The 14,981-nt window shown below is 34.9% G+C and carries 9 protein-coding genes; 1 reads left to right on the top strand and 8 read right to left on the bottom strand.

The features are described from left to right. From BMW53_RS04935 to proA, 5 genes are all read right to left on the bottom strand, one after another. Positions 1-539 (bottom strand): metallophosphoesterase family protein (locus BMW53_RS04935; RefSeq protein ID WP_139178021.1); only part of this gene is annotated, 539 nt, incomplete at its 3' end. Positions 540-584: 45 nt separating this feature from the next. Then, entirely contained in the window at positions 585-2,552 is a 1,968-nt protein-coding gene (locus BMW53_RS04930; RefSeq protein WP_038565063.1) for a UvrD-helicase domain-containing protein, read from the bottom strand. Continuing rightward, entirely contained in the window at positions 2,537-4,501 is a 1,965-nt protein-coding gene (locus tag BMW53_RS04925; protein ID WP_038560603.1) for an ATP-dependent endonuclease, read from the bottom strand. The genes BMW53_RS04930 and BMW53_RS04925 overlap by 16 nt, the downstream gene beginning before the upstream one ends. A gap of 29 nt (positions 4,502-4,530) precedes the next feature. Next, positions 4,531-5,373 carry an exonuclease domain-containing protein gene (locus BMW53_RS20900; RefSeq protein WP_074780263.1) on the bottom strand — a complete coding sequence of 281 codons (843 nt, stop codon included), beginning with the start codon at positions 5,371-5,373 and terminating at the stop codon, positions 4,531-4,533. Between the two features lie 11 nt (positions 5,374-5,384). After that, positions 5,385-11,234: an anti-phage protein ProA gene (gene proA, locus BMW53_RS04915; RefSeq protein ID WP_038560600.1), complete on the bottom strand. Its 5,850-nt coding sequence runs from the start codon at positions 11,232-11,234 to the stop codon at positions 5,385-5,387. A 382-nt stretch (positions 11,235-11,616) separates the two neighbouring features. Here proA and BMW53_RS04910 point away from each other — a divergent pair, with 382 nt between their 5' ends. Continuing rightward, entirely contained in the window at positions 11,617-12,042 is a 426-nt protein-coding gene (locus BMW53_RS04910) for a hypothetical protein (protein WP_038560597.1), read from the top strand. A gap of 45 nt (positions 12,043-12,087) precedes the next feature. Here the strand turns inward: BMW53_RS04910 and qatD are convergent, their stop codons facing one another. Genes qatD through qatB form a run of 3 tightly spaced genes read right to left on the bottom strand, consistent with a single transcriptional unit; the run spans position 12,088 to position 14,979 of the window. Continuing rightward, positions 12,088-12,816, bottom strand: coding sequence for a Qat anti-phage system TatD family nuclease QatD (gene qatD, locus BMW53_RS04905; protein ID WP_038560594.1), 729 nt, complete (start codon positions 12,814-12,816; stop codon positions 12,088-12,090). Continuing rightward, the gene (gene qatC / locus BMW53_RS04900) at positions 12,809-14,107 is read right to left on the bottom strand and encodes a Qat anti-phage system QueC-like protein QatC (RefSeq protein ID WP_038560591.1); all 1,299 of its coding nucleotides are present in this window, start codon (positions 14,105-14,107) and stop codon (positions 12,809-12,811) included. The genes qatD and qatC overlap by 8 nt, the downstream gene beginning before the upstream one ends. Beyond that, positions 14,104-14,979 (bottom strand): Qat anti-phage system-associated protein QatB, encoded by an 876-nt coding sequence (qatB, locus tag BMW53_RS04895; protein WP_038560588.1) that lies wholly within the window; start codon positions 14,977-14,979, stop codon positions 14,104-14,106. The genes qatC and qatB overlap by 4 nt, the downstream gene beginning before the upstream one ends. Between the last annotated feature and the right edge of the window lie 2 nt (positions 14,980-14,981).

Raw genomic sequence — 14,981 nt, 5'->3', positions numbered from 1 at the left:
AGTGCTTCCCACTTTTTCTGAAGTACTGCTCTTAATTCGTCTTCGCTGTTTTCCACTTCCAGACAGGTTTTCAGGCGGTATTCGTTGGCATAAGGTGTAAGTAATATTCGCAAAGGCACTGGAGTTTCCGGGAGTTGTACTTCCAGGAAACCATCTTCGCTGTTTAACACTTTCATACCTGATTCCAGTTCAAACGAAGCAATACGGGAATTTGGATATCCGGCAAAAATTATCCCGCACTCGCGAGCCAGCGGATCGGGTGCCTCAATGCGGTCGGGCGAATCGTGATTACCTGCTATAGCAACAACCGGACGGCGACCGTTGTTGGTTAATCGCTTCAAGGTTTTGTATAGTAAATCTACTGCTTCGGTGGGTGGATTAAATGTATCAAACAAATCGCCTGCCACAAGCACTGCATCGACTTGTTCATTGTCCGCAATTTCACAAATTTCCTGCAAAACTGCTTCTTGTTCTTCTAGTCTGGAAAAATCATCGAGCCGTTTACCTAAATGCCAGTCGGATGTATGGAGTATTTTCATTATTGATTAATTTCTCTAATTTTTTATGAGTAAAGCTAATTCATCCTATATTTTTATTTCTTCATAGTTCGAAAAATAACCTAACAAATCATCTTTTTCATCAGGAGCAATAAGTCTAATGCAGATTAGGTTATCAATAGCTCTTGAACATGCTACATAGAATAACTTTTGATTGTACAACCTCTTTGTAGTGTCAATTTCACTTTCATCAAAGATTGTTTTAAACTTATACTTCTGATACCAAAAATATTCATCTAACACAACCATAACATTTTCAATACCCGACCCTTTTGTCTTGTGCATGGTTATGTAGTTTGTTTCTTCATTCAAATAAGAGAAGTAGTTTAAAATCTCTTTAAACTTTATCTTACTAGAAAACAAATCATTGTAGAATCTTTCTTTCTTATATAACCTTTGGAATTCTTTAAATACTTCTTCGTTTAATCCATCGACTTCTTTCGCCATCTTGGTAAATGTGTTTTGTCCACCTTCATAATAAGTTTTAAAAGTAGGATAAAACTCATCATCCTTAATATCAGTCAAAAATGAATCTTTTCTATCAATGTATGAACTATATGAATCCGACTTTTTAAGAAGTCTATTTTCAAAAGCAAGTTCCAAAAGTTCAATTGCTCCATGTTCGGAAGCTACTATTTTATCAAGAATAGAACTGATTTTCTTTTTATCTTCAATGGTAGTTATCAGAAATCCAGCTTTTTTCAGTTCTGTAATAATGAAATTATAATCCTTTGTTGAATACGCTTTGGATAATTCTGCTAAATCTAAAAGTTGAAGTCTAGTTAAATCTTTTTCAATTTCTTCCTTAACATCAACATATCTGTCATTAAATACATTATATAGATTTTCAAAGCCTACTTCGCTGGCTATGGACTTATTTGTAAGCATTAGCTTTTTATAACCGTAATTGTTATCATCAACATGCTTAATTACTGAATTTAGATGTTGTAAATATTCCTCTTTATTCTGAGGATTACCACTTGCGGTTCTTGAGCCGTCATAAATGGAATAATAAAGCTTAACTGCACCTTGTCTATCTATTTTTGTTTCTACTTCGCCATTCTTTGTTTTAAAAGCTACTTCTTGTTTTAAGCCATCATCGCGAAGTTGATTTATAAATTCAATAACCTGTTCTGAACACCTATAATTATCTTCCTTTTCAACTTTTTTAAGCAATCCATTTGCAATATATTCTTCAACATCTCCAATTCCATCATCATAAATACCCTGCATTGAGTCACCAAAAAGCCCAATTATAGTTTTACTATCTGAAGGAATTTTATTCAGGAAAATATCAACAATTGCCTTGTTGGTATCCTGGTACTCGTCTACAAAAATAAAGTCGTACTTATCTTGTAATATTTTTGTGAGCAGAGAATAATTGTCAAATAGCAAGGATGCCATTACAAGTAGACTATCATGTCCAAATGACAAATCTCTAAAGCTGTCAAATCTTGTTTCATTATACCTTACCTCATTGAAATCTATTTCTTTTATTAAAACTTCTATTTCAGAATTAAGCTTCTCAATATTTGCATTTAATTCATTATAGAATCTATCTGGCTCTTTATCGTACTCTCTTTTACCAACTACCTTTGGTACTGTTTCTTTCAACACAGAATGCAATGTTGAAGCATATTTTTCATAGCACTTTTTATAATCCTTATGCTCTCCATTATCGACTTTTTTAAGTTTGAAGATTTCACCAATAACCTCATGAAGATTTTTCTTGTAGTCTTTTATTAAGTCGTTTAAGAAAGAGTGAATTGTACAGATGGTATAATCATCATCAACCCTAGACTTAATTTCATCAACTGCTAAATTGGTATGTGTAATACAAGCAATTTTTTTTCCAGGATAGTTTTTTGATATATGCTCAATTACACGTTTAAGGGATTCAGTCTTACCACTACCAGCACCACCTTGAAGAACAAAATTTTGCTCTTCCCTTATACAGTTAAATACTTGCTCTAATGCTGTTATTTTGCTATCCATACTAATCCTTTTTTTATGTATGAAGGCATATTCCAATCAACATCTTTAGTGAGTGCTAACCAAAGTAATGACGAGGCAAAATCAGATTTTTTCTCTAAAATGCTTTTCGTTAATTCATCTATATCATCAATCGAATTTAGACTTTCGTCTGCATCATCTTTAAGCCCTTTAACTTCTGAAATATTAGCTTTTAAATTATCTACATTAATGCTAATAAAAGATTCTTCAAAGCTTCTTCCGTGATAACCTTTTTCCTCAAGCTGAAATGACAATTTTATATTTGAATCTTCTTTGTGATGTTTATCCTCTTTCAGATTAATAAACCAATCACTCCATTCTTTGATTTGGCTAAAATCGGGAGCTTTATAAAAATGCTTTATAGTAGCATTGCTAATATGTGTTGCATTTTTTACAGGTTCTGCACTATATCTGCCATTTGCATTTTTCTTTGTTGTGTCAATATCAGTTATTATTAAAGCCTTTATGCCTAAGAAATCTATAAAGTGGCTAAATGCTTTAGCATTTGCTCCAATTTCTAGTAGCGATATGTTTTGAGATGACAGCAAAACTTCATCAGTATTGGTCTTATCATATTGTTGAATAAAATATGGAAGAAGTAGTTTTTCCGTAAGCCCTTCAATAAAGATTATCTTCTCAGCAAAAAATAACTCCGCAGAGGCAATAGATAAATATTGATTTAGAAATTTAAATTCATCTTCTTCCTTTTCATATTTCTTTTGGAGTTCAGTATAAAAGTTCTTGATTGTTACAATTCTATTGCCTAGGTCATTGTAGAAATATCTTATATCCTTGAAATTACTATTCTTAACAATGTGGGATGAGTGAGTGGTAATAAATGTTTGTAGTGCTGGAATATCTTCTAAAATAGTCCTTACTTTTTCGATAAAGACTGTTTGCATTTGTGGATGCGTGTGAGCTTCAGGTTCTTCTACGAAAAGTAGATTAATGTCTTTATTGCCTTCTATTAAAAATTCTTTCTTAATCTCTAATTGCAACAGTAAATAAAGAATATTCATGTAGCCAAGCCCATTTAAATGCTCAGGCAATGATTCATCTTCTGAACCATACACAATTTTGGAGTGATTTGATATAATTTCTTTTGATTCTAAGTCTGATACAACCCTCAATTCGGTCATAGCCAGAAAGTCCTTTGATTTGTTTAAAAAGTTATCAAAGAATTCTTCATACTTTCCTTCAAGGGTTTTATCCATTTCAAGAAGTGAAGTATTAATTACATCCAGGTCGTCTGATGAAAGTTGATTCTCTGTTTTTTTATCATAGTATTTTGTAGCCAAATTTGAAAGCACCTTTTTTGAGCTTTCACCGGCTTCGGAACTTGCAACACTTCTTTTTGCATGGATAACCTGGTAATTAATTAAGTTGTCAATGGATTTTTTATCTTTCTCGATAAGCTTATTCCTATTTTCAGCTTTTAAGTTATCGTATGTATCAAACGTATATATATTAGTGTTTATGTAATTACACAGATTTTTCTTTATAAACCGCTTACGGCTTTCAGGTTTAACACTTTCAATCTCTTTAAGAAGTCTTTTTTTATCAATACTACATTCAAACAGTATATGTACTTTATTTTCGGAAGGGTTTAGGTCAAGAATAAATTCAGATAAATTCTCAAGATTATCTTTATCTGTATATGTTATTTCAATAATAAGCCTAATTGAAATATCATTAATATCAGTTTCTTCATTTATTTCAAAAATGCTCTGTCTTAATGATACCGGAAAATCATCAAAATTGAACGATGATGATTTTTTTAGAAATTTATCAAAGAGCATTATAAACGATGTTTTACCGCTGTTATTTCTACCGATAAGGATTGAAAGGTCTTTATCCTCTTGATTCTCTAAGTCAAGTATAGAGTTTTTCAGTAACCTGAAATTTTGAACTATTATTTTGTTAATGTACATAATTTATGGAAATTAAGTTGAGAGTAATATTAATGTTTACACATCTTCAAAAACTCCTCTTCATAAATAATCCTGATATCGCATCCCTGAGAATTAAACTGCTCGATCTTCTTCATTTTGGAAGGTCCAGGAGCCGAACCAGTGATGACAAAGTTGGTTCGTTTAGTTATCGACGTATCAATGTCTGCTCCGAGCTTTTTGACCAAGGCAGCAGCCTCTTTTCTTTTAATCGTGTTCAGCACACCTGTAAATACAACCTTCTTAGCGTAAAACGGACTATTACTATCGGCATTTTCCAAATCAGGTTTTAGAACATTACCACAAAGCCGTTCATGTCCTTCCTGCTGGAAGGGATTTCCAGATTTAGGTATGCGAGGCGCAATTTTTGAAAAATCAGGTTCTAGCCCATTTAATAATTTCAGATAAACTTTAGCACACGCTTCAGCATCACTGACAGCATTGTGATGGTTTGTGAATTCAATCTCAAAAGCATCACAAATTTCGTTTAGTTTTACTCCGGTTCTGGCGTAGGTACAGTCACATTCCATATTTGGTATTGGGAGCCCATAAAAATCCAGGGTCTGTTCCAAACAATTGATATCGAATGATGAATTGTGTGCAACAAGTTTATTCCCCTCTACCAATGGTTGTATTTCGTTCCAAACATCCTTAAAAAATGGTGCATTCGAGGTCATGTCAGGGGTAATTCCATGCACCCTGATATTCCATTCCGAATACTCATTCCGGGGAGGTTGTACAAGCCGTGAAATTGTTTGGGTAATTTCTCCGTTTTCGACAATAGCCAACCCAATCTGGCAAATACTCCATCGTCTACCCTGGGCCGTTTCTACGTCAATCGCTACAAAATTCATTTTAAATTTGGTTAGGTTAATATTATTCGTTCGTTGTTATTGGTTACTTTTCCTTTCTGTAAAGCATATTCAATACCTAGCTTCATGGCTTGTTCCACATTCCCTCCTAAACGCGCATAGCCAAATAATCGGGCTGTTTCACGAACCAGGTCTTCTTCCGGCAGACTTATCTGGTTATAAAGTATTTCCCTGATACCTGCTACGATTTCCTCTTTGGGAAGATCATCAGCATTCCGTTTATCTGAATCATCACCAGGAACTCTGAATTTGTCGTAATTCTCAGGTTCCTGATCTTGTCGCCAATAAAAGACACTTCCATTCTGCCGGGTTTGTTTCAGATTTAGTCGTTTATACAGGGACAGAAGATGACTATTTAGTCTTACACCAAGCCTTGTAATACCCCACGCATTCAATATTCTCCTTGACAATAAAGTTTGGCTTACGGGTGCTTCACTCTCAATTACACTATTAATTTGTTCAAGAATTCTATTGGTATATCGCGTATCAAAAAATTCATCAGAAACAATTAGTGAGGTATAAGGTAGTTCACAAACCAAGTACTTTTCATCTTCTTTTGTCTCTGGTTGAATAACTTGTTGGGTTATACCCTGAAGTTTAACACCAGCAAATTTTTCGTATTTCGATTCAGGTTCTGTCTGTCTTTCTGGTTCCGGGATTAATTCTTTCGGATTAAGAGCACTCTGAATGGCATCCAAAATTTCTTGTACTATTCTTTTGGGATTATCCCACCAATCAGGGGACCATAGCTTATAAATGTTCCATCCCAAGAGCTTTAGTACATCCATTCGAACTACTTCCCGATCTTTTGCTGTTGTTGCCGACCGGTAATTATTTCCATCCGTTAAGATTCCCAAAATATATTCAGAGGTATTTTCCGGATTTACAACACCAATATCAATGCGATAACCTGAACAGCCGACATCGGTATGAACAGTATATCCTGCTTTTTCAATTTCCTCAGCAACCAGCTTTTCAAATGAGTTATGCTTCGCCTTTCTTTCATAATTTTTCTGAGTTAGGACAATCTTTCCTTTCTCTGAATACTCCAGGAAGGCTTTAATTCCGGCGACTCCTTCTGAAGCAGTTCTGGTTATATCAATCTGATCTGAACGAAGCGTGGAATAAACTTTCATCTCGTACCGTGCCCGGGAAACTGCAACATTTAATCTTCTCCATCCTCCTTCACGGTTTAGTGGTCCGAAATTTAAGGTTACGTGGCCATCTTTATCCGGCCCGTATCCCATCGAAAACAGGATCACATCGCGTTCATCCCCCTGCACATTCTCTAAATTCTTGATAAATATTGGTTCAGATGATTCCATCGCAATGGCATCTAGCTCCGGTTGATTTTTTAATGCTTCATTGAGCAAGTCTTCTATTAGATTTTGTTGGGTAGAGCTAAATGTTACGATACCAATACTTCGTTGAGACAATAAAGTATCTGATAATCGTTTCAGGACTTCTTCCACAATTGCGGAAGCTTCGAACTTATTCTGTCTTGTTTTCCCCCGGTCATAATACCCCGGCACATGCACATAACTTACTTTGCTTGCTAAGTCATCAGGCGAAGGAAAAGTCATCAACTTATTATCGTAATAATTAGAGTTACTAAATGCTATCAAACTTTCATGCTTACTCCTATAATGCCATAAAAGGTGTTTTGATGGGATAGACAAAGCAAGACAATCATCCAGAATACTTTCCAAATCCTCTTTATCAGCATTTTCTTCATCAAACTTATTTGTTGAAAAGAAACTTGTTGGCGGCATTTGTTTAGGATCTCCTACCACAACGACATTCTTGCCCCTGGCAATTGCTCCAACAGCTTCGCAAGTAGGCATCTGAGATGCTTCGTCAAAAACAACAAGGTCAAATCTTGATAGATCTGCTTCAAAATACTGAGCTACAGAAATTGGGCTCATCAACATACAAGGACACAAACGAGGCAATAAATTTGGAATCAAATCAAAAAGATGACGGACAGACATTCCCCGGCCTTTACTTCGTATAGCTCGTTGAAGGATGCCCATCTCTGAGCTATTTGCTGCTCCTCGTGCAAAAGAAGGTATACCCGATGCTAAGGTTGCATAAAGTTCAGCCTTTGTGAGTTCCTCAAAGTACTTGCTTTTCTCTTTAAACTTCCTGATTTTATTTTCAAATAATTTTCCATTAAATGATGACAGATTAGAATCAGCCGATATGATCAATTCTGAACATTGACGATAAACGGATTTCTTGAACGAATTTAATACTTCATTGCTTTGGAGTTCTCCTTTTTCATAAGCTGAAACCATTGGAGATAATTCGCTTTTTCTTGCTTTCTCTACTGCCAGGTTCCAGGTAGTCCAATCCCTTAGCGAATCCAAATTTTCCTTCCATAAGATTGCTTTATTTTGCCAAATGTCAATCCAATCCTGTTCAGTATTATTCTCTGTTCCAAATTTGATTTTTAACAATTCATGAATTTGGTCTTCAATTTGGGTTAGCTGTTGCTGGGTAGCAATATAGTTTGTAAAGACTTTTTCATTTATCTGTAGATAGGTTCTGATTCCATCCGAAAGCCCCGATCCAATATTTTCTCGAATTTGCCTGGCTTTGAGAGGATCGGCAGTAATTGAAATTGTTTGTTTGTGTATTTCAATTACCGATTTACATATTTCAACCAGGACTTCCCAGTTACACGTTTCGTTCTTCCATAAAAATCCCAGCAACTTTTTAATCGTATCAGAATTATTATTTAATACTTCTTGTTCCCGGCTGTAATTAATTACCAACTGCAATAATTCAGGAATATCGTGTTTATTTAACTTCCCGGTCTTAGAAAATGTCTTTAATGCCTTTACTATTTTATTCTGTTCGAGCCATTTCGCTAAAAACCATTTTTCAGATGCCCTATTCCAAGCTGATAATCCGGATTCTGCATTATATAGCAAAACTTGATTATTGAAGTCTTTTAATAAAGATTTTTTATAATCGTCTCGTTTACTTCCATGACCTGCAAGAACAATCAATTCTTCCAGTGTACTTTCAACATTTCCAACTGTCATAATTTCCTGTGGAGTATCTGGTAATTTTGTAACCAGATCCGCAGTAATATTTATTGATTGATCCTGATCTCGCTTAGATATGCGCGTATCAATTTTTAATAGCACACACAGTGCTTCCCTATTTTCTTTAAATTGACTTAGTAATTCTATGTATTCTTTAATCAAATCAAGTGAGTTCGACTTGATTGACTGACTATAGTTGGTTGTATTGATTTCTGATAAAGGATGGTTGTGGGGATGCCCACACAGTGATCCGGCATTCTGAAGTTCTTCTATCGTTTCACACCATTCTTCAAACATTTCTCCCGACAAAGCTTGAATTTGCCTGCCTTCAAACATTATGGGATCAGAAGCTCCGTTTAATTGTGCATATCCGGTAAAACAGTCATACAAAGAGAATCCACACGAATGTTTTTTATGTAAAGATTCAACGTAATTGTTCAGGTCCGTTCTGAGTGAATGTAACCTTTCTGCTTCAATTGTAAATTCTTCCGGTGAAGTCTTCTTAATTACTTCAGTTGTCTTTTGAAGTTGTTCCAGCACAGCTGACTTTTTGGACTTATTGGAATGAAGTTCCAGGCAGAAAGGATCGAGTCCGATATCTGCCAGCCGTTTTTGAACAACCGAGAGTGCCGCCATCTTCTCGGCCACAAAAAGTACTCTTTTACCCTGATAAAGGGCATTTGCAATAATATTTGTAATTGTTTGCGATTTTCCCGTTCCTGGAGGTCCATGCAGAATAAAACTTTTATCCTGAACAGCAGCGCATATTGCTTCCAACTGGGAAGAATCTGCACTAATGGGCAAAGCCACATCTGAAGGCGAATATTGTTGGTCAAGATCAATTTCTTCGATAAGTGATTCTTCTGCATCCCATGATATAGCTCCGGAAATGAGACTTTCTACAATTTTATTTTCCTTAAGCTTATCTGCATTATTGTGAATATCATTCCACATGATAAACTTACTGAATGAAAAAGTACCAAGAAAAGCTTGTTCCTCAACGTCCCATCTAGGTTGTGACATAATGCCTTTACGGACAATATTGAAGATACGTTTGACATCTACCCCGCTTTCATCTTTTGGTAATTCATCCAGTCCTCCAATCACAATCTCGAAATCTTGACGAAGCATTTCGAGAAGCGTTATATTCATTAACGTTTCTTCTTCCCTACTTCGAATTACATATCCCTTTTGAGCGGATTTACGAATGATTTCAATAGGTAACAATAATATCGGAGCATAACGAGGAAGTTCACTTCTATCTGATTGGTACCACTTTAAAAATCCTAAAGCAAGGTAGAGTGTGTTTGCTCCATTTTCTTCCAGCGACAATCGGCTGGCTCGATATAGTTTAGTAAGTGCTTTTGAAAGTTCTCCGTCAGTAAGATAAGATCGTAAGCGTTTATGTTCAAGCTCATCTTTTAATAAACCAACAACCGGATCAGCCATGTTTACCGATTGATAAACTCCAGAGACACTTAATGGATTTACCCATTCCTCCGGTTTTGGTAAAACCTGAAATTCGGCTCCATCTGCCAAAGCATCTTCGAACAGATTAAGACTAACCGAAATGAGCTGAATCGTACTTTGTGTAACCCGAAGGTTTAATAGATTATTCCGCAAACTCAAATCCAGTAGTTTACGTTCCCATAATTTCTGTTTGGTTAGAGATCCTTGAGTGTCAGGTATATTTAATGAGTCCACAAAAATATCGTCAGGGACATAATTTGGCCTTGATTTTTCCGGTTCAACAACAATTTCCCAACCTTCTTCCGTTTTGATTCTTTGAGGTAAAGGTTTTATTTGCCCAAAGCGTGCCCGTTTTATATCAACGAAAAGAATAAAATTATCTTCATTTACTAATTTATAATTGGCATTATTCACTGCATCATCAAAAGACCGGTTTTGTCCAGCATTCATGAGCGTAGATTCGACCAGGGCAATTTCGTTTATTCCTGATGCTGTTCGCTTTTTTATTAATGAAACGTCATCATTAACACTATCAGCAAATGTCTCATCAATCAGCCAACTACCAACAAACGCATGACCTTTAATGACAATTATGAGTGGATTCAAACCAACTGCTTCAATACAACTGGCATATAAAAGTGCCATATCGATGCAGGTTGCAAATTTCTGCGAGAAAATAGTATCACACAACCTGATTCGCTGTCCTTCTCTCTCAAAACTTGCCGGAGGTGAACAGTAAACAATGTCAAGCTCAGCTATTGCCTCATATATTGCAGCCATTTGTTTTCGAACCCGGTCAGGATTTAGACTTTGATAAGCATCAAAAGAAGGGTCGCCGGTCCAATTCTCTAGGAATTTAGATGCACTTGAAAGAATCCTGGCAATTTGAGGATGATTTGGAGTTACGAAAGCAGCTAACATTTCGGGCAAAACTCCTATACCATTCCATTGGTCATAAGCTAATATGTCAACGGAATAATTCTCCTGAAATATTATTTCGCCATTGTTTTCTGACAATTGTAAGCTAAACTCACCGGCTAACTTTTCAGTTAATTCTGAAAGATATTTAGCAGAAAGCTTAATTCCATCAACGTTCAACTCAATACTCTGTCCCTTGGGTAGATATTGAATATGCTGTTCCCACTTGCGTACAAATTCAGAATCAGAATCAATAGTAACAGTTAAGTTTCCCCAGTCATTATCGCTGGTATTTTCTATTACAATCTTTCGAACTAATGGAATTTTATTCTGCTGAATAGCATAATTAACAGCTGGTGTGTAAACCAATTCAACTTTGGGTGCAACTAAAGTTAAGTCCATAGTGATGGTGGTAAAAGATTAGTATTGTATTTTGAACAATAAATGTAGAAAAATGAAACTAAAATTGGAACAATTAGGACAAATTTTCCTCCAAATTAGTTGAATTAATAGTCTTTTGTTGCTTTAGCTACCGTAAAAGGAAAGAAGTTTTACTTTTAATGGCCATGAGTAAATTCGTTTTATGGAGTCTATCGAATAAAATCTGAACAGCTCCGAAGGACGGCTGGCAAAAATAGGCAATTTCAGCCGCCCTTTACTTTTCCGGACGGCGAAGTAACTTTGACAGGATTTAGTGGCAATATTCCACCTAATATTACTGATTACAGTGATTCAATTATAAAAAATCGCTTACTTTAATCCCTGTATTACCAATTAAGAAATAATGTTGTCTTCAAGTGAGAATCTTCATATTATTGAAAGTTTAGGATTGATAATTGTTTCCCATAATAATTTACTCGATCAGCAAAGTGTTGAGAGAGTAATTACTGATTTAAAAAGCAATCCATTTTTTAGAAAGGAATATTCCATCTTAATTGATATTAGAAAAGCAAATACTGGGTTAAACTTTGCAGAAATTGAGGATCTTAGCCAATTTGTATTTGATCATATTGATGATACAGGTTTGAATAAATTTGCCATCCTGGCATCCGAATCACTTCTGAATAAAGCGGTACAATATGTTCGAAGCTATAAACATTCTTCAAAATACCAGGTTTTTTCTGCACTAGAGCCAGCAATGCACTGGCTAAAGGTTCCGCAGGACAGAAAACCTCAGATTGAATTAAAACTGGGATATCTGAGTCGATGAATGCGAAAGACGTTAAGACTTTTACTTCTCTACATGTTTAGCATTTCATGCTATTAATCGCTTAAAGTTTGACCAAAGGATTGAGGACATTCTAACATTATCAATACCAAGAAGAATTGATAATTCTTCGACTATATACTTTATATCCTTTGGAGTAAAAGGTTGCTTGTCATACTTAGTAAATGGAGCATCAGTTTCTAATAATAATTTATCTAATGGAATCATCTTAATTAATTCTTTCCCAGAATTTGATTTAACCATCGAGTAATTTATAGAAAAGAAATATCCATTTTTAATAGCTTGCTTCAAGGTCATTTTATTACCTGAATACCAATGCATGATTACTTTGCCGTTAAACGAGGCGCCTATTATCGACGTAATTTCATCTGCACTTTGTCTAGAATGGATCGTAAGTATTTTTCCACCAATCTGGTTACATCGTTCGATCAGTTCAGTAAAGAATGACACTTGAAGTTCTTTGAAATCTTTTCCTGTCTTAAAATCTAAACCTACTTCCCCAATGTATTTTGCTTCATGTAATAATGGCCACATTTGAGGAATATGATGTTTGTATTGAAAAAGCAATTCAGGATGAAATCCTAATGCGGGTCTTATGTATTTAGATGAGATATTTTGCTTTAGCTTGGAATAAAGTACAGGTAGATTACTTACTGCAATGGTGTAAATCTTATTTTCTTCAATTTCTTTGACTACATCGTTAATCGAATTGAATAAATCTAAATGAAAATGTGTATCGTATAAGTAACTATCCATCGTATTTATCTAATAGCTGAACTAGTTCATTCATTCCACGTACATAGAGTTTTTCAAACTCATTTTGCTTATATGAAATAGGACCCGATTCTTGAATTCTAAATATTGCTTTAGATGAAGAATTTTTAAAATCCAAAATTCCAATTTTGTAGGACCTAAGGTCAATTAGAGCATTATTTCCTAGATTGAAATTCACATTCTTATATGATGAAGTATCGTTCCCATAAGCCTTCTCAATAGCTGCTCTACGAATTACACAAGGCAAACAAGTACCACAGTGTATAGGAGCTTTTGCCTTATCATAGCGAGCTTGGTCCGGGTGGGAACATGACATTGTTTTTGTAATATTCTCTTTTAAAAAAGCAGAGTCATTACATTCAATTATCATCTCTCCTTTTGTTTTGAATTGGTAAGGATTCTCTAATTCAACTTTGATTTCTAAATTATTTAGTAGGGTTTGTAACAATCCCATATAATATGGATGTGTTGTCCTAGTGCTACTAGTTCCTAATCGAGTGTTCGTAAGTGGTATGTTTAGTGAAATTAGGCCATTCTCTGGAATATATAGTTTAGTTTGTTCATTTAAAGCAGAAGCTAAAATTATTGCATGCGTAAAGAACATAAATGAGCGTGTTCTAGTTGAATCTTCAATACCACCAACAGGTGCTGCGTGAAAATTAAAGAATTGCTTGTCGGCAAGAGAAAATTTCTCACTTAGGATTGTTTTGACATTGTTTTGATATTCAATAACTCCTTTACCTCCACCATAATGTCCAATAAAAGCGATGTCTTTTTCTTTACTTAATAAATCAATTGCACCAATAAATGAATCCAATCCGCCTGAAAGCATACAAAATGCTATGGGTTTATAATTTTTCTTTGATTTTTGCGCCCACTTTTTGACTCTTAATTCTTTATTATTTAGCTCTCTTTTTCTGAATTCAAACTCCCACAAATCACCACTCAGAAATGATACCATTTGTTCGAGCAATTCTTTTTGGTTATTCCATTTATCAAGTTCTAAAACAGGCATGTATATCTTAAAACTTCGAGTCCACGAGTCGAATGTATCTTTTCTGAGAACTTTTCGGTCAGCATAGTATACCATCAAAGAAATATAAAATAAATCAAGTGCTTCCGCAGAAAAAAAGGTTGGAAACTGAGACAGCCTTCTTACTGTTTGATAAAATGTCCAATGATATTGTTTTTTATCATTTAGATTAATATTAAAAAGGCAATCTTGAACGGTAAAATTATCTTCATCATTTAATTTGCAAATAATTTGATTCATAGTAAATCCTCCATAACCTTATAACATTGTACATAAAGACTTTCTACCTCTTTATTCATCGTATTATTAAAATCAATTAGTGAGAAATCTTTACCATTTAAGGTAGTTTCTACTTTTGAATTGATATATTCTTTTAGCTCTTTCTCCTTACTTATTGCATCAGCTGGGGAGGTTGATTTTGATTCAATACGACTACCTAAGTCATTAATAATTCGTTCGTAAATATATGATTCTACTTGTATCGGAATCATTTCATTTAAAAGTCCTTTATCAATCTTTTCTAAAGTAGATATGTCATTGTTTTCATCATCCAGTTTTTCATATAATTCTTCCATCGATCGAAGTAAAGCTTTCCTCGCAACAGAATCCTCTTTTGTTACAGGTACTGGAGCGATACGATTTAATACTTCTGTTAGTATTTCTTTCGCGGTTCTTCCTTCATACTCAATATTATATTGAGATAATGTTTCTCTAATTCCTTGCGTCGAACTAGTACTTAAAAATTGCCCAAATCCTGAAGTCGAACGAATACCACTTGATGCAGATTTTGCTGCACTTTTTGAACCTCCATGAGCTTTTACATAACTTGAAACAGCTCTTTTGTAGTTTATAGATGCACCTGATGCATACCTTGACATAAAATTTTTAGCATTGCTCCAGTTGCTTTCACTACTATTTGCTTCCTGATCTCCACCACGATTTTCATCGTTATTATTGTTTTGATTATCATTAGTAGATTCTCCATCTGCATTGCTGTTCTCTTGATCTGGAGAATTACCATCATGTTGTGATTCGGAATTTTGATTGTCATCAAAATCATCGGGTAATAATGGATTTCCGGAAGGCCCGGTGTAGATGCTAGAAGTTCCCATAT

The organism is Draconibacterium orientale, from assembly GCF_900111425.1.
Classification (GTDB): domain Bacteria; phylum Bacteroidota; class Bacteroidia; order Bacteroidales; family Prolixibacteraceae; genus Draconibacterium; species Draconibacterium orientale.
The sequence above is the reverse complement of the archived record's forward strand: the minus strand, read 5'-3'. Positions and strand labels throughout refer to the sequence as shown.